Source organism: Rahnella inusitata, from assembly GCF_965118895.1.
Taxonomy (GTDB): Bacteria; Pseudomonadota; Gammaproteobacteria; order Enterobacterales; family Enterobacteriaceae; genus Rahnella; species Rahnella inusitata_A.
Window position 1 is genome coordinate 20194 of record NZ_CBCPJJ010000004.1, and the last position, 25543, is coordinate 45736.

The following is a 25543-nucleotide window of genomic DNA, read 5'->3' on the forward strand; positions in this document are numbered from 1 at the left end:
TCAGTTTTGCAGGAAAGTCGTTCCTATCGTTCTGATAGCGTGTGCCAAATAATGCATCACGGACAGTTGTAATAAACCTATCACGCTGATTTTAAAGGTGGATAGGAATATTCCTGAAGGGAGGAAAATATTCTAGCGCAATCAGTATGAAATATTTAAGAATGTTACATGACGTGTGGGGATATATATTTCTGAAGTACGGTTAAGAGAATGAGAAATATTAACACCTGCGAATGATTATTTGCCCCATAATATCCAGCCTTATCAATAATCAACGGAGGAAATATTCCCCGCCGTTGATTATTGATGAAATTGACTGACTTAAATTTCTACTGTCAGAGTGCCAGAGCCCCGCTGTAGAGTACCGCGCCGGTCGGGTGACCGATCGGAGAGCCACCGTGCGGTTCAACACTGATCGCCAGCGTAAAGCCGGGATCCGGCATTTTGGCGGCCAGCGTGAGCTGTGTCGGTTGCTGAGTATTGAGTAACCCGAGCGATTGCGGTTTGCCCCCCGGAGCAATAGCCCAGAGTTCAAGGCTGCGGTCTGCCGCCACGCGTTGGGCATTCAGCGGCGTCAGCATCAGGCTGCGCGTGCTCATGTCAGCGCTTACCACCCATTGCCCGCCCTGAGCACCGGTGCTGCTGGCAAGTATGGCTACCGGCAGTGGCGCGGCAGGTTGCACCAGCAGACGCGGGATCAGCAGCAATGCTGCAAGACCTGCGGCCAGCGCCCAGCCGAGATAACCGCGAACGTGCGTTTTCGGTGTTACCGTGCGTTTAACCGGTTGGAGATCCAGATTATGCCGGATGCGTTTCCACACCGAGGCTGGGGGGATCACCGGGACAATCTGGTTATCCAGCTGAGTGAAGGCTTCCTGCCAGCGGGCCACTTCGGCCGCCAGTTCAGGGTCGTCACGCATTTTTTGCTCGAACTGAATTTTTGCTGCGCCGCGCAAGGTGCCGAGCGCATATTCAGCCGCGAGTGCAGCATGATAATGGCTTCTGCTTTTCATAATCCGACGCAGCTCTTTAAGTGTTCCAGGGCGCGACGGATCCAGCTTTTGATCGTCCCCAGGGGTTGTTGTAAATGAGATGAGACCTCGCCATGAGACAGACCCTGATAATAGGCCAGGATCAGGCTTTGTCTTTGTTCTGCGGGAAGGTGCGCCAGACAGTTGGCCAGAATTTTGGCATCGCTGTCCTGCTGCAAACGCTCCAGGGGCTCATCACTTTGTTCGACGTAACGGTCCGCCACGCTGTCGTCCAGTTCGTCTGTCTGGTTGTCGCGTCCGCGCATCCAGTCGATGGCGCGGTTGCGGACAATGTGGGTGAGCCAGGTCATCGGGGAACTGAGGGCGGGGTTGTAAGACGCCGCCCGGTTCCACGCGGTGATGTAGCTGTCGTGCAATACTTCTTCCGCCCAGGCGTGCCGCCGCAGCATACGTAATGCGACGGCGAAAAGCCTCGGGGAGGTCAAACGGTAAAGCTGTTCGAATGCCTGACGGTCGCCAACGGCCATGGCGCTCATTAGCTCACGCTGTACTTCCAGCGCTTTATCTGGTGCTGGCGTATTTAACAAAGGGTCATGCATTCGCCCGTCCTGACTGTCTGAGATGCTGTTTCATAAGGAAATCCAGCTCTCAGTATAGTCGGTATTATTTAGGCATCAGGACGGTATCGATAACATCGATCACACCGTTCTTCTGCTGAACGTCATAAGTGCTGATATTGGCGATATTGCCTTTGCCATCTTTGAGCTGAATATTGTGCGGGCCGTTGTTCATAATCCACAGCGGCTGGCCGTTAACGGTTTTCAGCTCTGCGGCGCCGTTGCCTTTTTTCAGCAGTTTTTCCAGGTCCTTCATTTCATACTTACCCGCCACCACGTGGTAGGTCAGGATGCTGGTCAGCGTGGCTTTGTTTTCTGGTTTCACCAGATTATCGACGGTGCCGGCGGGCAGTTTGGCAAACGCGGCGTTAGTTGGCGCAAACACGGTGAACGGGCCTTTGCTTTGCAACGTATCCACCAGACCGGCAGCTTTCACTGCGGCGACCAGCGTGGTGTGGTCTTTAGAATTCAGGGCATTTTCTACGATATTTTTGGACGGATACATCTCAGCGCCACCCACCATGGTGGTGTTTTGCGACATCATTGCAGCCATTGACGCGGTGCTCAGCAGAAGAGATGCACAGATTGCGGTACGGAGTAATGTTTTCATGATGGTGTCCTTCGTATGTTGAGTAGGTAAGGTCTTGCCTCACATCAGTACATACGAATGACTCCCTGCTTTTGGATGCAGGAAATGATGAAAATAAGTGAAATAAGCGAAAGTAATTTTTAGTGGCTTGATTAAAAAGGAAAAAACCACGCGGTGAATCGTGGTTTTTTTGTGCAGGGTGATGAATGCTATTTACCCGACGGATTATTCCCCGGTACGTCCACCGTTTCGATTTTGGTTTTACGCTGGAGGGTCAGCGTCGAACCCGCCGACGCCGCAATAATTGCCGCCAGACCGAGCCATTGATAAGCCGTCAGAAATTCCCCTAAGAAGATTATCCCGGAAAGCGCGGCCATTGCCGGTTCCATGCTCATCAGCGTTCCGAAGGTTTTGGCGGGCAGCTTGGTCAGCGCCATCATCTCGAGTGAATAAGGAATGGCGGAGGTGAGCAGGGCGATAAGCAACCCCAGCGGCAGGATTTCCCAGGTAAAGATAGAGGTATGCGCCTGCGCGACGCCAATCGGGAAGAAGATAATCGCGGCGATCACCGAGCCCATCGCCGCCGTCCCAGGCCCGTAGCTGCTACCTGCACGCTGTCCGGCAAGGATATAGATGGCCCAGCAGGCACCGGCGATCAGCGCAAAGCAGGCACCTTTGAGATCCACACCGCCCGCGCTTTGGCCAAGTGGCAGCAGGAACAATAATCCGGCCACGGCCAGCGCCACCCAGACGAAATCTACCGGACGGCGTGATGAGAACATCGCGACGGCCAGCGGCCCGGTAAACTCCAGCGCAACGGCAATGCCGAGCGGCACGGTGCGCAACGCCAGATAGAAACTGTAGTTCATGCAACCGAGCGCCAGTCCGTACATCAGCAGGGCGCGAAAATTGCCGCCGCGCATTTTAAAGCGCCACGGGCGGAAATAAAGCAGCAACAGAATAGAGCCAAGGCCCAGACGCAGCGCCGTCACGCCCTGAGGCCCGACGACCGGAAACAAGGTTTTCGCCAGTGAAGCACCGCCCTGTAGTGAGAGCATAGCGATGAGGAGCAACAGAATCGCAACCAGAGGAGAGGCTTTTTTAGGTAAAGCCGGCAACGGCGGGCTGTTGTTATGTTCATCAGCGGGCAGAGCGATCTGCGGCTTTTTATCAGACTGTGTCATCCATTGCGCCTTTTTAGGTGATCCATTTAATCGAAAATCTTCAGATTTATAGTTTTGAAAAGAAAGGTAAAGCACAGTCAGTGTAGAGGGAAATGGGGGAAGAAAAAATCAGTGAAAAAAGTTTTTTTCGGAGTGAGAGTTTTCGAAAAAAATCTTAAAATTTCGGAAATGTTGCAAAAAGATGTCGATTTTTTGCCCAAAATTTTAGGAATTATCTGCTAATCTCAAAAAGTTCAATAAGTTTTTCTTATAGTTTTGGTGACGAAAATCACAATAAAATTAATAAGATATACCCTGTTGGAAACTTTATGTTACACGATAGAGTGCTTTGGACATCTATATTAAGGCAGAGTTTCACGCTGGTTTTTGTTATATTTTCAAACGTGAAGGTTACTTTGGTTTCCCATTTTGAGGTGGTTTATGAAAAAAATTGCATGTCTTTCCGCATTAGCTTGCGTAGTAGCACTGGGCGTTTCAACAAGCGCATTCGCTGACACCAGCACCGTAACCGCTGGTTACGCTCAGGGTGATATGCAAGGCGTTGCTAACAAAGCAAACGGCTTCAACTTGAAATACCGTTGGGAAGAAGACAACAACCCACTGGGCGTTATCGGTTCATTCACCTATATCCAGGATGACAGCACTCCGGCTTCTGGTGACTACCGTAAAGCACAATACTACGGTCTGACTGCAGGTCCTGCTTATCGTCTGGCTGACTGGGTTTCCATCTACGGTGTTGTAGGTGTGGGCTACGGTAAATTCCAGCAGAACGATAACGCTGCATCTACTGCAAACCGTCAGAAATTTGACAACAGCGACTACGGCGTATCTTACGGCGCTGGTCTGCAGTTCAACCCAATCCAGAACGTTGCTCTGGATGTTTCCTACGAACAGTCCCGTATCCGCAGTGTTGATGTTGGCACCTGGATCGCTGGCGTTGGTTACAGCTTCTAATTCTTCGAGATTGAGTAACGTTTAACGTTACGCCAATTCGAAAATGAAAAACCGCTCACTTGAGCGGTTTTTTTATGTCTGGGATTTCTCCTTACTTCAAATCCCGCTAAACCAGTTATACCCCTGATCTTCCCAGTAACCGCCCGGATTCTCATTGGTGACAAAAATAGCGCCGATATGTTTGGCGTTTTTGAAGCCGAGTTTGGTCGGCATACGCAGACGTAGCGGATAGCCGAAATCCGGTGGCAGTGGTTTGCCACCAAAATCCAGTGCCAGTATGGTTTGCGGATGCAAGGCCGTGGCCATATCGATGCTGGAATAGTAACGGTCGTCGCATTTGAATCCGACGTATTTCGCCGTGAGGTCTGCGCCGGTGTGCTGCAAAAAAGTTTTCAGCGGGACGCCCTTCCACTGGCCGATGACGCTCCAGCCTTCGATGCAAATCAGGCGGGTGATCTGGCTCTCCTGCGGCAGGCGCTGCAACTGTTCCAGCGTCCACGAGGCTTTTTTCTGCACCAGACCGGAAACTTCCAGCCGGTAATTGGGAATGTCGATCTCCGGCACATTGTATTCCGGGTAGAACGCATTGAAGCGGAACGGCGTGGTTATCTGATCTTCACGATAGGTTTGTGCCAGCTTCTGGCCGCTGAACAGCCAGCCCTGCACGCGGTCATTCCAGCGGGACATCGCCCACAAAACTTTGTCGACCTGATCACCATCCTGCAAATTACAGCCGGTCAGCATTGATACCGCCCCCAGCGTCAGACCGGAGCGCAGCAATAAACGGCGCTGTATGTTCACCAGCTGCTTGCGCTGATCGGGTTCGATAATGATTTTTGGGCGGTCTGATTTATCACTCATCAGCGCTTTCCTCCGTACTGATTTTTTTACCGCCGGTAATCATGGCGACAAAGGTTTTCGGCACCAGCAACACCATGACCACGTGAACCACCACGAACAACATCACGCCGCTCATGGCAAAGAAATGGACATAGCGGGCGATATCAAAGCCGCCAAACCACCACACCAGACCGCTGAACTGCACCGGTTTCCAGATGGATAACCCCGAGAGCACCAGTAATACGCCCAGCAGAAGCACGCCAACGTACATCAGTTTCTGCACCGCGTTGTACTGGCCGAGCTTATGCGGGAGGTGGAACGTCAGGGCGCGGACGGTATCGCGCCAGACGGTACGTGGCGAAAAAGGGAAAAAGTCACGTTTGAAGTGGCCGGTAAAAATCCCCCACAACATATAAAACAGGCCGTTGGCCGCCATCAGCCACATCACCGCCAGATGCCAGGCAATATTGCCGCCCAGCCATCCGCCGAGCGTGGTGCTTTGCGGAAAGGTAAACGGGAAAATCGGGTCGGCGTTATAAATTCCCCAGCCGCTCATCACCATGCCAATCATCGCCAGCAGGTTGATCCAGTGGCAAATGCGAACCGGCCAGGAATGAATGCGTTTTTTTTTCGATAAAGGACGCTTTTTTTTCGACAGATGAATAGTTGAATTTGACGTACGCAGCGGGGAGGGTTGAGATTTCACGGATAAGCTCCTGCGTAATGAGAAACTGCGCAAAGTGAAAGAGGGAGGTTTCACCCTGCGCAGTTCTTCAAAAACCACTTACGCCGACTGACAGACACGGCCCGCCGGCGTAAGCGCTAAGGGTTACATCGGTGGCGCGACGCCGTCTTTACCGGCAGCGATACCACGGGCAACCAGTGCACCTTTGTCGTCTTTCATCGCGAACAGCACGATTTTAGTGCCCGGTTTCAGCAGGCTGCGATCGCCCGGCGCCAGCAGAACCACCGGTACATCGTCAGGAACGACAACTGTTTTTTCCGCGTCATGATATTTCACGGTCAGCGTGCGGCCATTGGCGTTGACCAGTTTGCCGACGGTGCCGTTAGTCATGGTGTTGATTTTGCCATCGGCGGATTCAAACGGGTTGAAACCTTCACCGCTGCCGCGCAGGCTTGGCGCAAATACATGAACTTCCAGTGCTTTCAGCGTGCCGTTGGCCTGCGGAACAGCTGCGGTACCGATGAAGCTGTCCGCCTTGATGTCGCTGATCTGGCCTTTGGTCACGGCGTTGATTTTGGTCTGATCGGTCAGCTTAACGTCCAGCTTTTCGCCCTGTCGGGTAGTAACCTGCATCGAAGAATTATTTACGGATTCAATGGTTCCGCGCGTTGGCTTGATGACGTTGTCAGCCGCAAAGGCGGATGTCATCCCGCTGCACATCAGCAGCGAACCGAGTAAAAGACCTGCAAGGCGTGTTGGTGTATTCATGTTTATCTCTCCAGTTTCTTACATATTTTCATTCGGGTAGAGGAATCACTGAGGGTGCCAGTGATGAATGACTTCATTAAGAGTGGACGATAAACCGGGATTGGCAGATGACAAGTTGATGACAAAATTGTCATCAAAGGTGTCTGACGAAACTGATAAACTTCTCTGGAATCATTCTCTGGGGGAATGGTCGTGCGGCAATGAGGGCCTGAATGCGGATACTGGTAATAGAAGATGATGTCAGCACAGGCGATTACCTGAAGAAAGGGCTGACCGAAGCGGGTTACAGCGTAGATCTGGCGCGCAACGGCGCCGACGGGCTGTTTCTGGCGCTCGAGGACGGTTATGACGCGGTGATCCTCGACGTGATGCTGCCGGGGCTCGACGGCTGGCAGGTGATGGAAGTGCTGCGCAAGAAAAGCGATGTGCCGGTGCTGTTTCTGACCGCGCGCGACGAAGTACAGGACCGCATTCACGGCCTGGAGCTGGGCGCGGACGATTACCTCATCAAACCTTTCTCCTTCACCGAACTGGTGTTGCGTATTCGCACGTTGCTGCGTCGTCCCGCCGCCCGTGAGCCGGATATCTATAGTGTTGCCGATCTCAGTCTCGACCTGCTGCGTCGACGCGTAACGCGTCAGGATCAGACCATTGCGCTGACGAATAAGGAATTTATGCTGTTGCATTTGCTGATGCGCCGCGAGGGCGAAGTGCTTTCGCGCACCATGATTGCCTCACAGGTGTGGGACATGAATTTTGACAGCGATACCAACGTGGTGGACGTGGCAATCAAACGCCTGCGCGCGAAAATCGACCGCGCCTTTGACGTTAAACTGATTCACACCGTGCGTGGGATAGGCTACGTCTGCGAAGTGCGTCATGACTGAGCAGAAAAAACCGCAACGCGCGATGTCTCTGACGCTGCGCGCCACGCTGCTGTTTGCGCTGCTGGCGTCTCTGGTGGTGAGCGCCGTGGGCGTTTATCTCTATTACTCGCTGGAAAATGAACTGGTTCGCCGCGCCGATTATCAGGTGAGCGGGCGCGTTCAGTATTTCCGTCATCTGCTGGCCAGTGAGTTTCCACTTTCTCAGCTCAGCCATAATCCCGGTCTGTTCGAAAACATGCTCGGTAATGAGCGGGATATCCTGACTTTCCGTCTGAGCGATGAACCGCCGATTATCAATGTCAATCCGTCGCGCCTTGTGTTGCCACCGGTCGCGCCGGTACCGGACGGCCAGCCGTTAACGCTGAGCACCGTTCACACGCTTTCCGCCCCCGACGACACGCCGGTTCGCTTTGCCCGCGCAGCCGTCAAAATTCAGGATGGCCGTACGGTGGAGATTACCGCCGCGCACTTCATGACCGGCGAAGCGCGGATGTTGCAGACGTTCCGCTGGGAAATCACCGGCGCAGTGTTGTTTGCTTATCTGCTGATTGCCGCGCTCGGTTATGTGGTGATCCGCCGCGGATTGCGGCCGCTGCGGCACATGGCGCTGGAGGCGACGAAAATCCATCCCGCCAGTCTGTCCACGCGTCTTAGCAGTGACAATGCACCGAAGGAATTGCAGCAGCTAATCTATTCATTTAACGACATGCTCGAACGGCTGGCAGAAGGATATCAGCGTCTGACGCAATTCTCCGCCGATCTGGCGCATGAGATCCGCACGCCGGTGGGCGCACTGATGGGACATTGTCAGGTGGCGCTCTATCAGCCGCGCAGCACCGAGGAATACGAAACGCTGCTGGCCAATAATATGGAGGAGCTGGAGCGTATTTCGCGCATGGTCGAAAATATTCTGTTCCTGGCGCGGGCAACCGATGCGCGTTCGGTTCTGACTATCACCAGTATTGATGTTTCAGCGGAAATGACGCGGATTCAGGAATACTTTGAAGGTCTGGCGGAAGAGCGCGAAATGACGCTGCACAGCGCGGGGGAGGGGGTTTTGTACGCCGACGCCATTTTGTTCCAGCGTGCGCTGAGCAATCTGGTCGCCAACGCCGTGCGGTATGCGCACCAGGGTACACCCATTGTTGTTCGTGCCGAACCGTACGCCAATGGAATGGATATCCATGTGATAAGTCAGGGCGATCCGATCCCGTCAGAAAAGCTCGGCAAACTGTTCGATCGCTTCTATCGCGCCGATGCTTCACGCAGCGAAGGTGGCAGCTCCAGCGGCCTGGGGTTGTCCATCGTACAAGCCATTATGGCGCTGCATCAGGGGAGCGTTCGGGTGGTGAGTTCGGCGGAGGGCGAAACACGGTTTACGCTGACTTTCCCACGTGAAGTTCACAAGCTTTCTCAATAGTTTCTCTATAAATGTAAGAAACTGGCAGGGCGCGTAAGAAAATCATCTGGTTTATATCATTGAAAGATAAAGGTTTCGTTAATTCTGTTACATTATCACATTGGAAGATACCAATCAGTTTGAACGAAAATACGCGGCCCGGAGTCTGAATAATCCTAAGGAGTGGGTTCAATCCTCCGGCACGAGCGGTCATTACGACGTAAACAGACTCACCAAAGAGCCATTTATTACCAATGCAAAAATTACGATTACTTTCGCAACAGAGCATTTTTCTGTTCATTGCGCTTTATCTTGGGATCCTGCTTAACCTTCCAATTTTCTTCCGACGTTACTCTCAGTTGCACTATGACAACGCGTTGTCGATTGCCGTTGAAATGCTGGCGGCCTTTGCACTGGTGTATTTCCTCTGTGTGCTGCTGTCGTTAAGTGGGAAAACGGTGTTCCGCGTACTGATGAGCGTGGTGGTGATTTCCTCCGCCGCGGCCAGCTACTACATGATTCTGTTCAACGTCGATATCGGTTACGGTATTTTGGCGGCAGCGCTGGCCTCCGACTCCATCGATTTATCGAAAGAATCCATCGGTACCCATTTCATCGTCTGGACGCTTCTGGTCAGCCTGATCCCCGTTCTGTTGCTATGGCTGTGCAACATGCCCGGTGCGGCTCTCAGACAAACCACCCCGAAAACGCTGGCGGTGAAAATCGTTCTGCTGATCGTCTCCGGTCTGTTGTGCTATTTGCCGTTGCAGATGATGGGCAAAGTGCAGGACCGCCATGACGTGGTGAATAATCGCATGATGGCCAGCTACGGCGGCGTAGTGGCCGGCACTTACTCTCCGTCTAACTGGCTCTCCGCGCTCGGACTGTACGTTTACAGCAGCTACAGTCAGGCCGAAGACACTAAAAACTTGTTCGATCCGGCCAAACATTTCACCTATACCGAACCGGCAGATGCCAAAGATATGTACGTGGTCTTTGTGATTGGCGAAAGTGCACGTCGCGACCACATGGGGCTGTACGGCTACGATCGCGACAACACGCCGCATCTCGATAAAGAGAAAAATCTCGTCGCGCTTGAGGGGTATTCCTGCGATACCGCCACCAAACTTTCACTGCGCTGCATGTTTGTGCGTGAAGGCGGGGCATCCGAAGCGCCACAGCGTACGCTGAAAGAAGCCAATGTGTTCTCGGTGCTCAAAAGCAAAGGCTGGAGCTCGGAGCTGTATTCCATGCAGAGCGAAGCCTGGTTCTATAACAAAACCCGAGCGGATGATTACTCCTTACGTGAAAATATTGCGTCCGAGAAGCGTAACGCCGGTAAACCGGTGGATGACATGCTGCTGGTGGATGAGATGAAAGATTCGATGGCCAACCATCCGAAGGGTAAGCATCTGATCATCCTGCACACCAAAGGCTCACATTATCTTTACTCCGACCGCTATCCGCGTTCATTCGCTAAATACCAGCCGGAATGTATGGGCATTGACGATTCCTGCTCCACTCAGGAAATGATCAACGCGTACGATAACTCGCTGCTTTACACCGATTACTTCCTGTCGCAGGTCTTTGACCAGCTGCGTGACAAGAATGCCATCGTGTTCTACGCCTCCGATCACGGTGAATCGATTTCGAAAAGCATGCATTTTCACGGTACGCCGCGCGATCACGCTCCGATAGAGCAGCGTACAGTGCCGATCATGGTCTGGGCATCGGATAAATTCCTCGCCAACGACCAGAACAAAGCCAGTTTCGAACAGCTGCAAAAAATGGCCGCTGAGAAGAAACCCGCTTTCCATGAAAAACTGTACGACACCATCCTCGGCTGCATAGGCTATACGTCGCCGGACGGCGGCATTGTCCAGCAGCATAACTGGTGTCATGTATCCGATCAGGCTGCACCGGCGAAATAAAGACCGTGTCACCTCGCCACCTCTTTCTAATCTCAGGAAAAGGTGGCGATATCCTTCTGGTTGTTCCCTATCTTTTAAGTCACAATCTGCCAACAACTAAAATTGATGATTCTTTTATCAGGGCCGATTACCCATGGAAGCATTTCGCATTACAGTCTGCGTACTGACGGTCATCATGACCTTTTTGACGCTGCTGCCTCTTTCCAAAAATCAACGCTGGTGGGTGCGGGTGTGGGATTTCCCCCGTCTGCAAATGGCGTCTTTATGTTTACTTTTCCTGCTGACCGAACTGTTTATTCTGCCGTTTGGCGGTCCGGTTGCGACCGTCACCGTCGTGCTGACGGTGGCCTGCATGCTCTATCAGAGCTGGTGGATTTTGCCGTATACGCGCTTGTATCCGTTTCAGGTCAAAAAGACACCGCCGAACGGACATTCCCGTATCAAAATCATCAACAGCAACGTCCTGACCACCAACCGTAAGGCAGATAAATTACTCAGCCTGATCCAGAAAAATAAGCCCGATATCGTCGTGCTGCTGGAAACCGATCAGTGGTGGGAAGATCAGATGGCACCGCTTGAGCCGGATTACCCGCACAGCCTGCGCTGCCCGCTGGATAATCTCTACGGTATGCACGTCTACTCGCGTCTGCCGCTGCACGATGCGCAGATCCAGTTTCTGGTAGCGGAGGATATTCCCTCAATGCATTTTCGCGCCGAACTGGCGTCCGGTGAACAGGTGGTAATGCACTGTCTGCACCCGATGCCACCCAGCCCGACGGAAGCGGATGAATCCACCGACCGCGACGGCGAACTGATCGCCGTCGGGCATACCGCCGCGAAAGCCACTTATCCGACGATTGTGACAGGCGATCTGAACGACGTTGCATGGTCGCGCACCACGCGTCTGTTTATGAAAGTGAGTGGCCTGCTCGATCCACGTCGCGGCCGTGGCATGTACAACACTTTCCACGCCAGCTATCCGTTCCTGCGCTGGCCGCTGGATCACGTTTTCCACAGCAAACATTTCACTCTCATTGACCTGCACCGTCTGGAATTTATGGGCTCGGATCACTTCCCGATTATGGTCGAACTGGCGCTGACACCTCAGGAAGGCCACGATCAGGAGTCGCTGGAAATTGATGAAGAGGACATCGAGGAAGCGCAGGAGAAAATGGATATTGCGGGCGTAAAAAGCACCGATGTTCACCGGGCGGAAAGATTTAACGAAAATGCTTTCGGATTCTGACCATGAACAGTGAACGGGATCGGCTACCGCTGGCGGAGGATTTACGGGTCTTTCTGGCGGTGGTGAATAAGCAAAGTTTTGCCGCGGCGGCAACGGAGCTTGGGCAGTCTCCGGCTTATGTCAGCAAGCGGATTCAGATCCTCGAAGAAACGCTGAACGCCAGGCTGCTGCACCGTTCCACCCGTGGTGTACGTCTGACTGAAGAAGGCGAACGCGCCCGCCGCTGGGCGCTGCCATGTCGCACCAGCTGTAGCGGAGCTGGCACGGCGTTATCCGCAACTTAATCTGCGTCTGGATTTGTTTGACCGGGTGGTGGATCTGGTCGCGGAAGGCATCGATTTGGAAATTTTGGTGGGTGATGACATTCCCGAACAGCACATCGGTAAAAAACTGGCGCAACATCAACGCGTCTTGTGTGCATCACTGGCCTATCTGGCCGCGCACGGCGAGCCCGAATCGCTGACTGCGCTGGCGCAGTATCAATGTCTGGTGCTCAAAGAACGGGATAATCCCTTTGGTATCTGGTTACTGACCGAAGGCAATGAGGAGCAGCGCGTCAGAGTGAAAGGGGCGCTTTCGTCCAACAGCGGCGAAGTGGTGTTGCAGTGGGCGCTGGAGCATCAGGGCATCATTTTACGCTCAGAGTGGGATGTCCGGCCTTACATTGAAAAGGGCGAACTGGTGCAGATATTGCCGCAGTTTTCCCAGCCCGCCAGCGTCTGGGCGGTGTACCCCACACGGCTGGCGGAATCGGCAAAACTGCGGGTCTGCGTCGAATTCCTGCATCAGCGTTTCAGCCATTTACTCGGCTGAAACACATTTCATCTCACGCCAGCCACGGGTTACGTTGCAGGTGTGACCGCTGAAACTCACGAATTTCCTCGCTGTAACGCAACGTGTTTCCCACCGCATCCAGACCGTTAAGCAGCGAAGTTTTACTCAGCTCATCAATGTTAAACGCGATTTCTTTACCATCATGCAGGCTGATGGTCTGCGCCAGTAAATCGACGGTAATGTCGTTTTTGTCCGCCTGAGCCACCTCTTTTGCAATCTGCGACCACTGCTCCGGGCTCAGTTGCACCGTCAGCACGCCGTTGCGCTGGCAGTTATCGAAGAAAATCCCGGCAAAGGTGGTGCCAATCAGCGCCCGAATGCCCAGTTGCTTCAGCCCCCATACTGCGTGTTCGCGGCTGGAACCGCAGCCAAAGTTCGGCCCGACCAGCAAGAATTTCGCCTGCTGCCAGTCAGTCTGATTGAGGATAAAAGCCGGATCCGGCGAGCCATCGGCCAGAAAGCGCAGATCGAAAAATACGCCGCGATCCAGCCCGTTGCGGTCAATGCCTTTCAGAAACTGTTTTGGCATGATCACATCGGTATCAACGTTGGCCGCAGGGAAGGGCGCAGCCACACCGCTCAGTACGTTAAACGCCTGCATAATCTTCTCCTTTTACGTCACGCACATCAGTCAGGTGGCCACAAATGGCGGCGGCTGCCACCATTGCCGGGCTCATCAGATGGGTGCGTGCGCCCGCGCCCTGACGCCCTTCAAAATTACGGTTGGTGCTGGATGCGCAGCGATCGCCGGGCGAGAGTACGTCATCATTCATTGCCAGACACATCGAGCAGCCCGATTGCCGCCACTCAAAACCGGCTTCAATGAACACGTCTGCCAGACCTTCCTCTTCCGCCTGTGCGCGAACCTGACTTGAGCCCGGAACGATCATCGCCCGAACGGCAGGTGCGACTTTTTTACCGCGCACCACCACAGCGGCAGCGCGTAAATCTTCGATGCGTGCATTTGTGCAGGAGCCGATAAATGCATGACTGATTTTGATGCTGTTAAGCGCCTGACCGGCGCGCAGGCCCATATAATTGAGCGCGCGCTGCAAATCTTTGCGTCGAGAGGCGTCGGGCTCGCTTTGCGGGTCGGGAACCTGACCACTTATCGCCAGCGCCTGATCCGGGCTGGTGCCCCAGCTGACCATCGGCGCAATGTCCTGTGCTTCGAGGCTGACCTCGCTGTCAAACACCGCATCTGCGTCGCTGTGCAACTGACGCCATACATCTGTCGCTTCCTGCCACTGTTGGCCTTTCGGGGCGCGGGGTTTGTCTTTCAGGTAAGCAAACACTTTGTCATCAGGAGCCATAAAGGCGCCGCGCGCCCCGGCTTCTACCGCCATGTTGCAGATGGTCATGCGGCCTTCGACGCTGAGCGTATCGATGCCCGGACCGCAGAATTCGATGGCGTAACCGGTCGCACCTGCCGCACCGATTTTCGCCACCATAGCCATCACCACGTCTTTTGCGGTAATGCCCTGATTAAGCTTGCCCTTCACCGTCACCCGCATTGTTTTCAGACGTTTATACACCAGCGTCTGGGTCGCCAGCAGATGTTCAATTTCGGATGTGCCGATGCCAAATCCGAACGCGCCTAAAGCACCGTAAGTCGTGGTATGGCTGTCACCGGCGGCGATCACCATGCCTGGCAGAATAAAACCCTGCTCAGGCGCGACGACGTGTTCAATTCCCTGACGCTTATCCAAAATATCGAACAGCTCAATGCCAAACTCTGCGCAGTTTTCGGCCAGATAGGAAACCTGACGCGCGCCACCGGCGTCGGGCATCTGACGCGTGCGCAGCGGCGCTGTAGGGTTCACGTGATCCACCACCGCCAGCGACGTTTCCGGCCGCCACACGCGACGACCTGCATCGCGCAGTCCGCTGAATGCCTGCGGGCTGGTGTACTCGTTAATCACCTGCCGGTCGATGTAAAGCAGCACGTGGCCTTTGTCATCCAGCGTGCGGACGGTATGGCTGTCGATGTGTTTTTCATACAGCGTTTTTGGCGTCATTTCATTGCCCTGATGAATCGAATGGATAATGCCAGCGTCGCAAACTTAGTGGTTATCAGGCAATGGCCTGAGTGTGGTGACTCAAAACACGGATCGTGAACCGGCGATCTTCATTTGCGGCCTTGTTGCCGCACCGTCATCCACTAAGATGGATGAAAAAGGAGAAAACCCATGTTTGAACATTTTACCCAAGGCCGGATGAAGGTCAGCGGCACCGAAATTGCTTATCGCATCGCCGGACAGGGCGAGCCTCTGCTGCTGTTGCATGGTCATCCGCAAACGCAGGCGATCTGGCATCGGGTCGCGCCTTACCTCACCCCGAGATTCACCGTCGTACTGGCCGATTTACGCGGCTACGGCGACAGCGGTAAGCCTGAACCAGACGCAGATCATCTTCGTTACAGCAAGCGTGAAATGGCGCAGGACCAGCTGGAACTCATGGCCGCGCTGGGTTTCAGTCACTTCAGCGTTATCGCCCATGACCGCGGTGCCCGCGTGGCGCATCGTCTGGCGTTGGATCATCCGCAGGCGGTGAAACAACTGGTGTTGATGGATATCGCCCCGACGCTTTCTATGTACCGGCAAACCAATGAAACGTTCGCCCGCGCCTACTGGCACTGGTTCTTTCTGATCCGCCCGGCACCCTTGCCTGAAATGTTGATCACCGCCGATCCGGCGCAGTATCTGCGCAGCGTGATGGGCAGCCGCAGCGCCGGGATGCAGCCTTTCACCGAAGAAGCTTACGCAGATTATCTGCGTTGTCTGCAACTTGATGGAACGGCGCGCGGAATTTGCGAGGACTACCGCGCATCGGCAAGTATCGACCTGCAACATGACGAGAAAGACCTGAATGCGGGCCGCAAAATCAGTTGCCCGCTGCTGGTGCTGTGGGGCGAAAAGGGCACCGTCGGTCAGTGTTTCAAGCCGCTGGAGGAATGGCGAAACGTGGCCGAAAACGTGCAGGGCGAATCGCTCCCATGCGGGCATTACATTGCCGAAGAACAACCGGAGTTGTTGCTGGAGAAGGTGCTGGCATTTTTGAGATAGTCTGTATAAAAATACAAAAACCCGCATTTCGCGGGTTTTGTATTTTACCTAACTTATCAAACTTACTCCGGGAACGTCAGCGTGTTCCCTGGTGCTTCGCGGTTGATATGCAGGAAGTTCAGGTGACGTTCGTACTGATCCAGAATGTCGTTGATCACCTGATGTTTGGTGAAGTCCATCAGGTCATTACCCTGCGTCCCTTCCAGCAGGAACGTCTCCAGACGATAGTAGTTGGATTTACCCGCCCGGGCGCGATAGGTAAACGCAGGGACGGCGTAACGCACCGGCCAGATCTGATAGATAAAGTTCTGCTCTTCGCCGAGCGCCACCTGCAACTCCAGATGATTAATCTTCTCGTCTTCTTCCGGCTCGTGCTCGGTAAACGTCACTTTCGCACCGCGCAGCACCAGTTCCTGCGCCACTTCCTGCATCGCAGGGCGGCAGACGGTATCCATCATTTTTTGCGTATGTGTGGTGCCCGGATAATTCATCACCCGCGTCAGGCGCTGCTTCCAGTTCAGCGCCGCATCGCTGGTCGCCGGCAGCGGTGCCAGCGATTGCTGATTGCTGGCGCGGCGATAATCTTCCAGCCGCAGCGATTTATACAATCCGGCCATGATGAAGAAAATCACAAAGCTGAACGGCAGACCCATGATCACCGTAGTGTTTTGCAGCGCCGATACCCCATCGGTCATCAACATCCCCAGCGTCAGCACACCGATGGTGACTGACCAGAAGATCCGCAGCCAGTTTGGTGCATCGTTATTGATGTCCGCCAGCTTCGAGGTGAAGTTACCCAGTACCAGCGAACCGGAATCTGCCGAGGTGACGTAAAACAGCAAACCGGTAATAGTCGCCACTGAAGCACTCAGCGTAAAGCCCGGATACTGCGCCAGCAGGCTGTACACACCGCGCTCAGGGTGCGCAATCACTTCGTTAGCGAAATCCAGATTCCCGTGAAGTATCTGATACAGCGCGCTGTTTCCGAAAATCGACAGCCACAGCAGGGTGAAGACGAACGGAATGATGAGTGTACCCAGCACGAACTGGCGGATGGTACGGCCACGGGAAATACGTGCCAGGAACAGGCCGACAAACGGCGACCATGCGACCCACCATGCCCAGAAGAACAGGGTCCAGCTGTTCATCCACTCGGTCGGGCGGTCAAACGCAAAGGTGTTGAGCGTCATTCCCATAAACCGGTTGATGTAATCACCGATGTTCAGTACCAGCGCATTGAGCAGGAACTCGGTATTGCCGAAGAACAGCAGGAACAGGATCAGCCCCAGCGCCAGCAGTACGTTCAGTTCCGACAAAATACGAATACCTTTATTCACGCCAGAGGTCACCGAGACCGTCGCCATCACGACCGACAGCAGGATCAGCGCCGCCTGAACCGTCAGGTTCTCCGGAATGTGGAACAGCACTTTCAGCCCGTAATTCAGCTGCACTACGCCGATACCCAGCGTGGTCGCGATCCCAAAAATCGTACCGACCACCGCCGCAATATCCACGCTGTGTCCAATCGGCCCGTTGATGCGTTTGCCGAAAATCGGGTACAGCGCCGAGCGGATAGTCAGCGGCAGGTTATAGCGGTAGCTGAAATAGCCGAGCGCAATTCCCATCAGCGCGTACATCGCCCAGCCGGTCAGGCCGTAGTGGAACAGCGTCCAGGTCATCGCCTGTCGCGCCGCTTCCAGCGTCTGGCCGTTGCCTTCCGGCGGCAACATATACTGCGTGACCGGTTCGGCGACCGAGAAGAACATCAGATCGATGCCGATCCCGGCGGCAAACAACATCGCTGCCCAGCTCATCATGCTGAATTCGGGTTTGGATTGTTCAGGACCGAGTTTGATCGAGCCGAAGCGCGAGCAGGCAATGAACACTACAAACACGATGTACAGCGTCGCCGCCAGCATGTAATACCAGCCGAAGGTGGCGGACACCCAGTTAAGAGTGAGGCTTATCCATTTTCCCGATAACTCGGTGAAGAAAATGGTCATCAATGTGAAGGCTAAAATCAGACCTGCTGAGGTGAAGAAAACCACCTTGTTAAGCTGATCGCGAGGTTTCTCAGAATGTTTTTCTGTCGTATCGGCAGTCGCCATCTTTTCCCCTGATTTGTTAATTACTCTCTAATTTTCAATAAAATGGGTTCTAATTCATCTCAAAATTCATACAAATTACTAACGTATTGGTAATAAAATATATGCATTTTTAATTGAACGTTCAATCAAAAAAAAGTTAAATAGGTGACGTCAGAGCGTTAACAAGGTTGAACGAAAGCGTAAAAAAGTGGTTTTTTTCGTACGTTTCAGCCCGCTCATTTTCAGGAGTCGGACCCATGCCCAAAGTAGGAATGCAGCCCATCAGACGGCAGCAATTGATTGAGGCAACACTGGCCGCGGTGAACGAAGTCGGGATGCATGATGCGTCGATTTCGCAGATCGCACGCCGTGCCGGCGTTTCCAACGGCATCATCAGTCACTACTTTCGTGACAAGAATGGGCTGCTGGAAGCGACCATGCGTTACTTGCTCAGTCATTTGGGAGAAGGGGTGCAGCTGCGGTTATCGCAGCTGACGGATATCGCACCGACGGCGCGGCTGCATGCGATTGCAGAAGCCAATTTTGACGACAGTCAGACCAACAGCGCGGCGATGAAAACCTGGCTGGCCTTCTGGGCCAGCAGTATGCATCACCCGCAGCTGTATCGTCTGCAACAGGTCAACAGTCGCCGGCTCTATTCAAATTTATGTTCTGAATTCAGACGTTTTCTGCCTAAGGCTGAGGCCCGTCTGGCGGCGCAAAGTACCGCTGCCCTGATTGACGGCCTGTGGCTGCGCGGGGCGCTCAGCGGTAAAGAATTTAACCGCGCTGAGGCGATGAAAATCACCCGCCGCCATATCGAAGCACAACTCATTCAGGTTCAGCAGTAATAGCGCAGAAAACCTTCAGACCGCACAGACCGAGGAGAGAATTATGTCCCGCTACGGCAAACAAAAACTTTATATCAACGGACGTTTTCAGGACAGCACCGGGGATGACACCTTTGACGCGATTAACCCGGCCAATGGCGAAGTGATTGCACAGCTGTCCGCCGCCACGCAGGCGGATGTCAGTCTGGCGGTGAAGGCGGCGCAAAAAGGCCAGAAAGTCTGGGCGGCCATGACCGCCATGAGCCGCTCACGTATTCTGCGCCGCGCGGTGGACATTCTGCGTGAACGCAACGATGAACTGGCCGCGATCGAAACGGCCGATACCGGCAAAGCGCTTTCCGAAACGCTGGCGGTGGATATCGTCACCGGCGCTGACGTGCTGGAGTACTACGCAGGGTTGATCCCGGCGATTGAAGGCCAGCAAATCCCGTTGCGCGATTCCTCTTTTGTCTACACCCGCCGTGAGCCACTGGGCGTGGTAGCCGGTATCGGTGCGTGGAACTACCCGATTCAGATTGCCCTGTGGAAATCTGCCCCGGCGCTGGCCGCCGGTAACGCCATGGTCTTCAAACCGAGCGAAAACACCTCGCTGACTGCGCTAAAACTCGCCGAAATCTACACCGAAGCCGGTGTGCCGGACGGCGTGTTCAACGTCGTCACCGGTGCGGCAAGTGTCGGACAGGCGTTAACCGATCACCCGGATATCGCCAAAGTTTCTTTCACCGGCGGCATCAAAACCGGCAAGAAAGTGATGGCCAGCGCATCGGCCTCCACGCTGAAAGAAGTCACCATGGAACTGGGCGGTAAATCACCGCTGATCGTGTTTGAAGATGCCGATCTGGATAAAGCGGCTGATATCGCGATGATGGCCAACTTCTACAGCTCCGGTCAGGTCTGCACCAACGGTACCCGCGTGTTCATCCCGAAAGCATTACAAAAAGCGTTCGAAGCCAAAGTGGTGGAACGCGTGCAGCGTATCCGCATGGGCGATCCGACGGATGAAAACGTCAACTTTGGCCCGCTGGTGAGCTTCGCGCACATGGAGTCCGTACTGCGTTATATCGAAAGCGGCAAGCGCGAGGGCGCAACCCTGCTGACCGGCGGTGAGCGCGTGACTACTGGCGAATTCGCCAAAGGCGCGTACGTTGCGCCAACGGTCTTTACCGACTGCCGCGATGACATGCTGATCGTCCGTGAGGAAATCTTCGGGCCGGTGATGAGCATCCTGACGTATGAATGTGAAGAGGAAGTGATCCGCCGCGCCAACGACACCGAATACGGTCTGGCGGCTGGTCTGGTGACGCAGGATCTCAACCGTGCGCACCGCGTGATCCACAAACTCGAAGCCGGGATTTGCTGGGTCAACACCTGGGGCGAATCCGCCGCCGAAATGCCGGTCGGTGGTTATAAACATTCCGGCGTGGGGCGCGAAAATGGCGTCACAACGCTCGAACACTACACCCAAATCAAATCCGTGCAGGTCGAACTGGGCGAATTCAGCTCAGTCTTTTAATCCGCCGCAACAGAGGAGATTTCAATGGATTACGATTACATCATCATCGGTGCCGGTTCTGCCGGCAACGTACTCGCTACCCGTCTGACCGAAGACAGCAGTGTCAGCGTGCTGTTACTCGAAGCCGGTGGCCCGGATTATCGTCTGGATTTTCGCACGCAGATGCCTGCGGCGCTGGCGTTCCCGTTGCAGGGGCGTCGTTATAACTGGGCGTATGAAACCGACCCGGAACCGCACATGAATAACCGCCGCATGGAGTGTGGACGCGGTAAAGGTCTGGGCGGATCGTCACTGATTAACGGGATGTGTTATATCCGTGGTAACGCGATGGATTTCGACAACTGGGCGACAGCGCCGGGTCTGGAAGACTGGAGTTATCTCGACTGTCTGCCGTATTTCCGTAAAGCGGAAACCCGTGATATCGGCCCGAATGACTTCCACGGCGGCGAGGGGCCGGTCAGCGTCGCAACACCCAAAAACGGCAATAATCCGTTGTTTGAAGCCATGATTGAAGCGGGTGCGCAGGCAGGATATTCGCGGACTGACGATCTCAACGGTTACAAACAGGAAGGTTTTGGGCCGATGGACAGAACCGTGACGCCAAAAGGCCGTCGCGCCAGTACCGCCCGTGGCTATCTGGATCAGGCCAAACCGCGCGCCAACCTGACTATCGTCACGCATGCCCTGACTGACCGGATCCTGTTTGAAGGCAAACGCGCCGTAGGCGTCAGCTATTTCAAAGGCGACGACTACAATGCCAAAACGGCTAACGCCAAACGCGAAGTCCTGCTGTGCAGCGGAGCCATTGCCTCTCCGCAGATCCTGCAACGTTCCGGCGTCGGTGCGGCAGAATTGCTGAAACGTCTGGAAATCCCGGTGGTGCATGATCTGCCGGGTGTGGGTGAGAACTTGCAGGATCATCTGGAAATGTATCTTCAATACAGCTGTACACAGCCGGTGTCGCTTTATCCGGCGTTGCAGATGCATAACCAGCCTGCGATTGGCGCCGAGTGGCTGTTCAAAGGCACCGGCGTGGGCGCGAGCAACCAGTTCGAAGCGGGTGGTTTCATCCGCAGCCGTGAAGAGTTTGCCTGGCCGAATATTCAGTATCACTTCCTGCCGGTGGCGATTAACTACAACGGCAGCAACGCGGTGAAAGAGCACGGTTTTCAGGCGCACGTTGGTTCGATGCGTTCACCAAGCCGTGGTCGTGTGCAGGTTAAATCGAAAGATCCGCGTCAGCATCCGAGCATTCTGTTCAACTATATGGCGACCGAGCAGGACTGGCATGAGTTCCGGGATGCAATTCGTATCACCCGTGAAATCATGGCACAGCCGGCACTGGACCCTTACCGCGGGCGCGAAATCAGCCCGGGCGAAAACGTTCAGACCGACGAAGAGCTGGATGCGTTTATCCGCGAACATGCGGAAACCGCGTTCCATCCGTCGTGCACCTGTAAAATGGGCACTGACGACATGGCGGTGGTCGACGGCCAGGGTCGCGTTCATGGTATCGACGCCCTGCGTGTGGTAGATGCTTCCATCATGCCGCAAATCATCACCGGTAATTTGAACGCTACGACGATTATGATCGCTGAAAAAATTGCCGATAAAATCCGTGGTCGCCAGCCGTTACCGCGCAGCACGACGGAATACTTTACCGCAGGCGATTTGCCGGTGCGTACTGAGCCGATGAAGAAAACCGCCTGAAGCCTTTCATAAGGCATGATAAAAAGAGATATCCTCCGGGGTATCTCTTTTTTTTGCAGCAACAAAGCTGCGTTTTCAGGCAAAGGCGGGGCAGGCATTCATGACCGAATCTTCATCTATCGACTGGCAGGACTATCACCATCGCGAGCTGACCGCGCAACAGCTTTACGCCATTCTGGCATTGCGCAGTGAAGTGTTTGTCGTGGAGCAGACCTGTGTTTACCAGGACATCGACGGCCAGGATCTGACTGGCGAGAACCGTCATATCGTCGCGTGGCTCGACGGCAAACCGGCGGCCTATGCGCGAATTTTGCGTCATGAAGAAGGTGTGGCGATCGGGCGGGTGATTGTGGCACCTTCAGCGCGGAGGCTGAAGCTCGGCTATCAGTTAATGGAGCGGGCACTGGTTTCATGCCAGAAACACTGGCCGGATATTCGCGTGGCGATTTCAGCGCAGGCACATTTAGAAGCGTTTTACGGGAAGTTGGGGTTTGTGGTGTACACCGAAGTTTATGAGGAGGATGGGATACCGCATGTGGGGATGGAGTTGATTCTTTAATTTCAACTTCAAGAGCTTGGGCTCGTCGCCCAAACCGGCTTTAAGGTCAAAACCGTGGGCGTCGGCCCACACCGACTTGGGGGACGGCGTATCGCCACCGCCCCCAAGACCCCCGGGCTCTTTAAAACACGTGCCATGCATCCTGGCTCTGTTTCAGAAACTCCTCCTATTGCCGCAAAATCCCGCCGCTGCGCGGTGCCCTTCGCTCGGGTTCCAACCCGCGCAAAAAGACGCGCGGTTTTCCACCTCTCGTGCCGGCGTGATTTTTGAACGTGGCCAAAGCTTTTTAGGTCACAACTTCACCTGTTTGGATTATTTCCAAAAAAAAACACCTGGTTTAGATTTCTTAGTTTTTGTTTTTAATAATGGTGAGAAGGCGCGATCAAAAATCCAGTTGAACGAAGCGGCTTCGAGACCAATGGCTCGAAGACCGAGTGAGGGGAGCACGAAGTGCCTGGATTTGCGCCACACGAGGAAGTGCCAGAACATGTCCTTCGTTCTGGCGATAGCGCGTATTTAATAAAGCGTGGAGAGATCCAAGAGAGGGAAAGCACTTCCCTCTCTTGGTCGGTTTCGGGGCAGCTAGCTAAGTGAACACTGCAATTAAGAAACCGAAACGTTCTCAATCTGTTTTGAAAGCCGGATTGCGCGGCATCCGCAATTGAGAGAATTTGTCAGCTTTCTAAAGCAGAAAATTATTATTTCTCGCTCCACGCCTTCAGATTCTGCTCCCGCACGGACAATTTTTGCTCCGGCGTCAGCTTATTGTAATCCTTCGCCAGTCCGCTCTCCCAGTCACCGTACAACGGGTTAGGCAGGACGATATATTGCGTGCCGAACTGCTGATGGTTTTGGTTCACGAAGGCGCGGCGCTGGGCGTTATCTTTGTGATAAGTCGCAGAGCCGAAGTCGTTCAGGTTGTCACCGACGAACAATACGATGTGATAACCGGCGGCTTTGATGGAGTCAAAACGCACCTGCTTGTTCGAGGTGTCAGAGCTCAGCAACATGGTTTGGTCATTTGCGCCGGTGAAGCCCAGACGGTTCATGTTGTCCAGCGTGGCGGCGTATTCGCTGGTTTTACGGTTGGATACGTAGAACATCGTGCCGCCGTGGGTGTTCACGTAGTTAGCAAATTCCACTGCGCCAGGAATCGCGGTCGCCTGACGTGCTGCGGTCCACTCCGACCAGGTTTTGCTGTCGAATGGCTTGTTCGCTTTGACCTGCCACGCACTGTACGCGCTGTTATCGAGCATGGTTTCATCCAGATCCACCACCACGGCTTTCTTCTTGCCTGCCAGCGGCTGTGCCTGATCGAACGCCATTTTCGCGGTGTTGAATGCCTGATAGGTCAGCGCCTGATATTCACCTGACTGCTGGAACCAGTTCAGTGCCATCACCGACTGATCGTTCAGTTTTTGCTGAGCATCAGTTTTCTGCTGCGCACAGCCGCTCAAAGCCAGCATGATTAAGGCACTGGTGGTACAAAGCGAAACTTTATTCATTGGTTATCCCTGTTTTTGTTAAGAGAAGTTCTCATTCGTAAAATTCTCTGAAACTTTAGCAGATTCAGCGTGATGCGAAAGCGAAAAAGGCGAATTACGCGAGATGTGCCGTAAAACACCAAAAACAAAAAAGGCCGGAGGGTGAGTCCGGCCGAATAAAATCAAGACAGAGAATAAAAGAGTGAATAATAATGAGGTGTAATTTGACTTAAATCAGAACTGATAAGCCAGGCCAACGGCGGTGACGTCGTCGTTATTCAGACCCAGTTTATTATCGTCATCCAGTTGGTTGATTTTATAATCAACATAGGCTGACATGTTTTTGTTGAAATAATAGGTTGCGCCCACGTCGAAATATTTAACCAGGTCAACGTCGCCGATACCTTCAATATCTTTGCCTTTAGTCTGAACATAACCCAGAGAAGGGCGCAGACCGAAGTCGAACTGATATTGTGCGACTGCTTCAACGGTCTGGGTTTTATTAGCAAAACCGCTGCCTGCCGGTGCGCCTGCAATACCTGCCGGAACGGTGATAGCAATCATATTACGGGTTTCAGCATACATAGCGGCTAAATAAACACCGTTAGCATCGTATTTCATACCGCCAGTCCATGCGTCGGCTTTATCGCCTTTGCCATAGGCTGAGTTGCTCTGGCCAGTCGTGCGGTCAGAAGAAGCGTATGCGCCACCGAAGCTCACGCCGGTATCACCGAGTGCGTAAGTGGTGGAAAGTGCATAACCGTCGCCGTTCGCCGTGCTGCTGCTGCGACCGTCGTTTTCGTTTTTACCCTGATACTGAAGCGCAACGTTCAGACCATCAACCATGCCGAAGAAGCCACGGTTACGGTAAGTAGCCACGCCGTTAGTACGGCCGGTCATGAAGCGGTCAGCCTTGGTGTAACCATCGCCGCCGAATTCAGGGAACATATCGGTCCAGGCTTCGACGTCGTACAGTGCGCCGTAGTTACGACCGTAGTCGAATGAACCGTACTGACCAAATTTCAGACCCGCAAAGCCCAGACGGGTTTTGGTGCCGGTGGTGCTTGGTGATTTGCTGTCAGACTCTGCGTGGTTGGCCTGAACGTTATATTCCCACTGGCCGTAACCGGTGATCAGGTCGTTAATTTGCGTCTGACCTTTAAAACCGAAACGGACATAACTCTGGTCGCCATCGCTGCCCGGCGCATCAGAGAAATAATGCAGACCTTTTACTTTCCCGTACAGGTCGAGTTTATTGCCGTCTTTATTATAAATTTCTGCTGCGTGTGCGCCTGATGCAATCAATAAACCAGGAATTAAAAGTGCCAGAATATTACGTTTCATGAAT

General features: G+C 53.9%; 22 protein-coding genes and 1 pseudogene. 11 read left to right on the plus strand and 12 right to left on the minus strand.

Going from position 1 to position 25543, the window contains the following annotated elements; genetic code table 11:
- Window positions 1–335: 335 nt before the first annotated feature.
- From ACMHLI_RS03915 to rhtA, 4 genes are all read right to left on the minus strand, one after another.
- On the minus strand, window positions 336–1013 hold the full coding sequence (locus ACMHLI_RS03915) for an anti-sigma factor domain-containing protein (RefSeq protein ID WP_413528331.1): 678 nt from the start codon (window positions 1011–1013) through the stop codon (window positions 336–338).
- A complete protein-coding gene (locus ACMHLI_RS03920; protein WP_413528332.1) occupies window positions 1010–1591 on the minus strand; it encodes a sigma-70 family RNA polymerase sigma factor in 582 nt (193 codons plus the stop codon). Before ACMHLI_RS03920 ends, ACMHLI_RS03915 begins: the two co-directional genes overlap by 4 nt.
- A gap of 64 nt (window positions 1592–1655) precedes the next feature.
- Window positions 1656–2219 (minus strand): fasciclin domain-containing protein, encoded by a 564-nt coding sequence (locus tag ACMHLI_RS03925; protein WP_413528333.1) that lies wholly within the window; start codon window positions 2217–2219, stop codon window positions 1656–1658.
- Window positions 2220–2407: 188 nt separating this feature from the next.
- Window positions 2408–3316, minus strand: coding sequence for a threonine/homoserine exporter RhtA (rhtA, locus tag ACMHLI_RS03930; RefSeq protein ID WP_413528474.1), 909 nt, complete (start codon window positions 3314–3316; stop codon window positions 2408–2410).
- 486 nt (window positions 3317–3802) lie between these two features.
- Between rhtA and ompX the strand changes: the two genes are divergently transcribed.
- Window positions 3803–4336, plus strand: a complete 534-nt coding sequence (gene ompX / locus ACMHLI_RS03935; RefSeq protein WP_413528334.1) for an outer membrane protein OmpX — start codon at window positions 3803–3805, stop codon at window positions 4334–4336.
- A 96-nt stretch (window positions 4337–4432) separates the two neighbouring features.
- Here the strand turns inward: ompX and ACMHLI_RS03940 are convergent, their stop codons facing one another.
- The 3 genes from ACMHLI_RS03940 to ACMHLI_RS03950 all read right to left on the minus strand — a co-directional run bounded on the left by ACMHLI_RS03940 (window position 4433) and on the right by ACMHLI_RS03950 (window position 6629).
- Entirely contained in the window at window positions 4433–5197 is a 765-nt protein-coding gene (locus ACMHLI_RS03940; protein WP_413528335.1) for a molybdopterin-dependent oxidoreductase, read from the minus strand.
- Window positions 5190–5834: a cytochrome b/b6 domain-containing protein gene (locus ACMHLI_RS03945; RefSeq protein ID WP_413528475.1), complete on the minus strand. Its 645-nt coding sequence runs from the start codon at window positions 5832–5834 to the stop codon at window positions 5190–5192. Before ACMHLI_RS03945 ends, ACMHLI_RS03940 begins: the two co-directional genes overlap by 8 nt.
- 171 nt (window positions 5835–6005) lie before the next feature.
- Window positions 6006–6629 carry a hypothetical protein gene (locus tag ACMHLI_RS03950; RefSeq protein ID WP_413528336.1) on the minus strand — a complete coding sequence of 208 codons (624 nt, stop codon included), beginning with the start codon at window positions 6627–6629 and terminating at the stop codon, window positions 6006–6008.
- Window positions 6630–6841: 212 nt separating this feature from the next.
- Between ACMHLI_RS03950 and ACMHLI_RS03955 the strand changes: the two genes are divergently transcribed.
- The 5 genes and pseudogenes from ACMHLI_RS03955 to ACMHLI_RS03975 all read left to right on the plus strand — a co-directional run bounded on the left by ACMHLI_RS03955 (window position 6842) and on the right by ACMHLI_RS03975 (window position 12905).
- On the plus strand, window positions 6842–7516 hold the full coding sequence (locus tag ACMHLI_RS03955; protein ID WP_413528337.1) for a heavy metal response regulator transcription factor: 675 nt from the start codon (window positions 6842–6844) through the stop codon (window positions 7514–7516).
- Complete coding sequence (locus tag ACMHLI_RS03960; RefSeq protein ID WP_413528338.1) at window positions 7509–8936, plus strand: heavy metal sensor histidine kinase; 1428 nt, start codon at window positions 7509–7511, stop codon at window positions 8934–8936. The genes ACMHLI_RS03955 and ACMHLI_RS03960 overlap by 8 nt, the downstream gene beginning before the upstream one ends.
- A 233-nt stretch (window positions 8937–9169) precedes the next feature.
- Window positions 9170–10846, plus strand: a complete 1677-nt coding sequence (eptB, locus tag ACMHLI_RS03965) for a kdo(2)-lipid A phosphoethanolamine 7''-transferase (protein WP_413528339.1) — start codon at window positions 9170–9172, stop codon at window positions 10844–10846.
- Window positions 10847–10979: 133 nt separating this feature from the next.
- Window positions 10980–12092 (plus strand): endonuclease/exonuclease/phosphatase family protein, encoded by a 1113-nt coding sequence (locus ACMHLI_RS03970; protein ID WP_413528340.1) that lies wholly within the window; start codon window positions 10980–10982, stop codon window positions 12090–12092.
- A gap of 2 nt (window positions 12093–12094) precedes the next feature.
- Window positions 12095–12905 (plus strand): annotated as a pseudogene (locus ACMHLI_RS03975) (LysR substrate-binding domain-containing protein).
- Window positions 12906–12918: 13 nt separating this feature from the next.
- On the opposite strand, the gene leuD reads toward ACMHLI_RS03975, so the two are convergent.
- Window positions 12919–13527 (minus strand): 3-isopropylmalate dehydratase small subunit, encoded by a 609-nt coding sequence (gene leuD, locus ACMHLI_RS03980; RefSeq protein ID WP_413528341.1) that lies wholly within the window; start codon window positions 13525–13527, stop codon window positions 12919–12921.
- The gene (leuC, locus tag ACMHLI_RS03985; protein WP_413528342.1) at window positions 13514–14944 is read right to left on the minus strand and encodes a 3-isopropylmalate dehydratase large subunit; all 1431 of its coding nucleotides are present in this window, start codon (window positions 14942–14944) and stop codon (window positions 13514–13516) included. Before leuC ends, leuD begins: the two co-directional genes overlap by 14 nt.
- Before the next feature lie 171 nt (window positions 14945–15115).
- Here leuC and ACMHLI_RS03990 point away from each other — a divergent pair, with 171 nt between their 5' ends.
- On the plus strand, window positions 15116–15991 hold the full coding sequence (locus tag ACMHLI_RS03990) for an alpha/beta fold hydrolase (RefSeq protein WP_413528343.1): 876 nt from the start codon (window positions 15116–15118) through the stop codon (window positions 15989–15991).
- Between the two features lie 62 nt (window positions 15992–16053).
- Here the strand turns inward: ACMHLI_RS03990 and ACMHLI_RS03995 are convergent, their stop codons facing one another.
- Window positions 16054–18099 carry a choline transporter gene (locus ACMHLI_RS03995; protein ID WP_413528344.1) on the minus strand — a complete coding sequence of 682 codons (2046 nt, stop codon included), beginning with the start codon at window positions 18097–18099 and terminating at the stop codon, window positions 16054–16056.
- A 236-nt stretch (window positions 18100–18335) separates the two neighbouring features.
- Here ACMHLI_RS03995 and betI point away from each other — a divergent pair, with 236 nt between their 5' ends.
- From betI to ACMHLI_RS04015, 4 genes are all read left to right on the plus strand, one after another.
- On the plus strand, window positions 18336–18929 hold the full coding sequence (betI, locus tag ACMHLI_RS04000) for a transcriptional regulator BetI (RefSeq protein ID WP_413528345.1): 594 nt from the start codon (window positions 18336–18338) through the stop codon (window positions 18927–18929).
- 43 nt (window positions 18930–18972) lie between these two features.
- Window positions 18973–20442, plus strand: coding sequence for a betaine-aldehyde dehydrogenase (gene betB, locus ACMHLI_RS04005; protein ID WP_413528346.1), 1470 nt, complete (start codon window positions 18973–18975; stop codon window positions 20440–20442).
- A 24-nt stretch (window positions 20443–20466) separates the two neighbouring features.
- Window positions 20467–22152: a choline dehydrogenase gene (gene betA / locus ACMHLI_RS04010; protein ID WP_413528347.1), complete on the plus strand. Its 1686-nt coding sequence runs from the start codon at window positions 20467–20469 to the stop codon at window positions 22150–22152.
- A 100-nt stretch (window positions 22153–22252) separates the two neighbouring features.
- Window positions 22253–22711, plus strand: a complete 459-nt coding sequence (locus ACMHLI_RS04015) for a GNAT family N-acetyltransferase (RefSeq protein WP_413528348.1) — start codon at window positions 22253–22255, stop codon at window positions 22709–22711.
- A 698-nt stretch (window positions 22712–23409) separates the two neighbouring features.
- Here the strand turns inward: ACMHLI_RS04015 and ACMHLI_RS04020 are convergent.
- Together ACMHLI_RS04020 and ompC are read right to left on the minus strand one after the other, a co-directional pair.
- On the minus strand, window positions 23410–24216 hold the full coding sequence (locus ACMHLI_RS04020; RefSeq protein WP_413528349.1) for a 5'-nucleotidase, lipoprotein e(P4) family: 807 nt from the start codon (window positions 24214–24216) through the stop codon (window positions 23410–23412).
- 213 nt (window positions 24217–24429) lie between these two features.
- Window positions 24430–25539 (minus strand): porin OmpC, encoded by a 1110-nt coding sequence (ompC, locus tag ACMHLI_RS04025; protein ID WP_413528350.1) that lies wholly within the window; start codon window positions 25537–25539, stop codon window positions 24430–24432.
- Window positions 25540–25543 lie beyond the last annotated feature (4 nt).

Excerpts from the sequence above, each read along its gene's own strand:
- ACMHLI_RS03915 (WP_413528331.1), bottom strand. The coding sequence starts at position 1,013 with ATGAAAAGCAGAAGCCATTATCATGCTGCACTCGCGGCTGAATATGCG.
- ACMHLI_RS03920 (WP_413528332.1), bottom strand. The coding sequence starts at position 1,591 with ATGCATGACCCTTTGTTAAATACGCCAGCACCAGATAAAGCGCTGGAA.
- ACMHLI_RS03925 (WP_413528333.1), bottom strand. The coding sequence starts at position 2,219 with ATGAAAACATTACTCCGTACCGCAATCTGTGCATCTCTTCTGCTGAGC.
- ompX (WP_413528334.1), top strand. The coding sequence starts at position 3,803 with ATGAAAAAAATTGCATGTCTTTCCGCATTAGCTTGCGTAGTAGCACTG.
- ACMHLI_RS03940 (WP_413528335.1), bottom strand. The coding sequence starts at position 5,197 with ATGAGTGATAAATCAGACCGCCCAAAAATCATTATCGAACCCGATCAG.
- ACMHLI_RS03950 (WP_413528336.1), bottom strand. The coding sequence starts at position 6,629 with ATGAATACACCAACACGCCTTGCAGGTCTTTTACTCGGTTCGCTGCTG.
- ACMHLI_RS03955 (WP_413528337.1), top strand. The coding sequence starts at position 6,842 with ATGCGGATACTGGTAATAGAAGATGATGTCAGCACAGGCGATTACCTG.
- ACMHLI_RS03960 (WP_413528338.1), top strand. The coding sequence starts at position 7,509 with ATGACTGAGCAGAAAAAACCGCAACGCGCGATGTCTCTGACGCTGCGC.
- eptB (WP_413528339.1), top strand. The coding sequence starts at position 9,170 with ATGCAAAAATTACGATTACTTTCGCAACAGAGCATTTTTCTGTTCATT.
- ACMHLI_RS03970 (WP_413528340.1), top strand. The coding sequence starts at position 10,980 with ATGGAAGCATTTCGCATTACAGTCTGCGTACTGACGGTCATCATGACC.
- leuD (WP_413528341.1), bottom strand. The coding sequence starts at position 13,527 with ATGCAGGCGTTTAACGTACTGAGCGGTGTGGCTGCGCCCTTCCCTGCG.
- leuC (WP_413528342.1), bottom strand. The coding sequence starts at position 14,944 with ATGACGCCAAAAACGCTGTATGAAAAACACATCGACAGCCATACCGTC.
- ACMHLI_RS03990 (WP_413528343.1), top strand. The coding sequence starts at position 15,116 with ATGTTTGAACATTTTACCCAAGGCCGGATGAAGGTCAGCGGCACCGAA.
- ACMHLI_RS03995 (WP_413528344.1), bottom strand. The coding sequence starts at position 18,099 with ATGGCGACTGCCGATACGACAGAAAAACATTCTGAGAAACCTCGCGAT.
- betI (WP_413528345.1), top strand. The coding sequence starts at position 18,336 with ATGCCCAAAGTAGGAATGCAGCCCATCAGACGGCAGCAATTGATTGAG.
- betB (WP_413528346.1), top strand. The coding sequence starts at position 18,973 with ATGTCCCGCTACGGCAAACAAAAACTTTATATCAACGGACGTTTTCAG.
- betA (WP_413528347.1), top strand. The coding sequence starts at position 20,467 with ATGGATTACGATTACATCATCATCGGTGCCGGTTCTGCCGGCAACGTA.
- ACMHLI_RS04015 (WP_413528348.1), top strand. The coding sequence starts at position 22,253 with ATGACCGAATCTTCATCTATCGACTGGCAGGACTATCACCATCGCGAG.
- ACMHLI_RS04020 (WP_413528349.1), bottom strand. The coding sequence starts at position 24,216 with ATGAATAAAGTTTCGCTTTGTACCACCAGTGCCTTAATCATGCTGGCT.
- ompC (WP_413528350.1), bottom strand. The coding sequence starts at position 25,539 with ATGAAACGTAATATTCTGGCACTTTTAATTCCTGGTTTATTGATTGCA.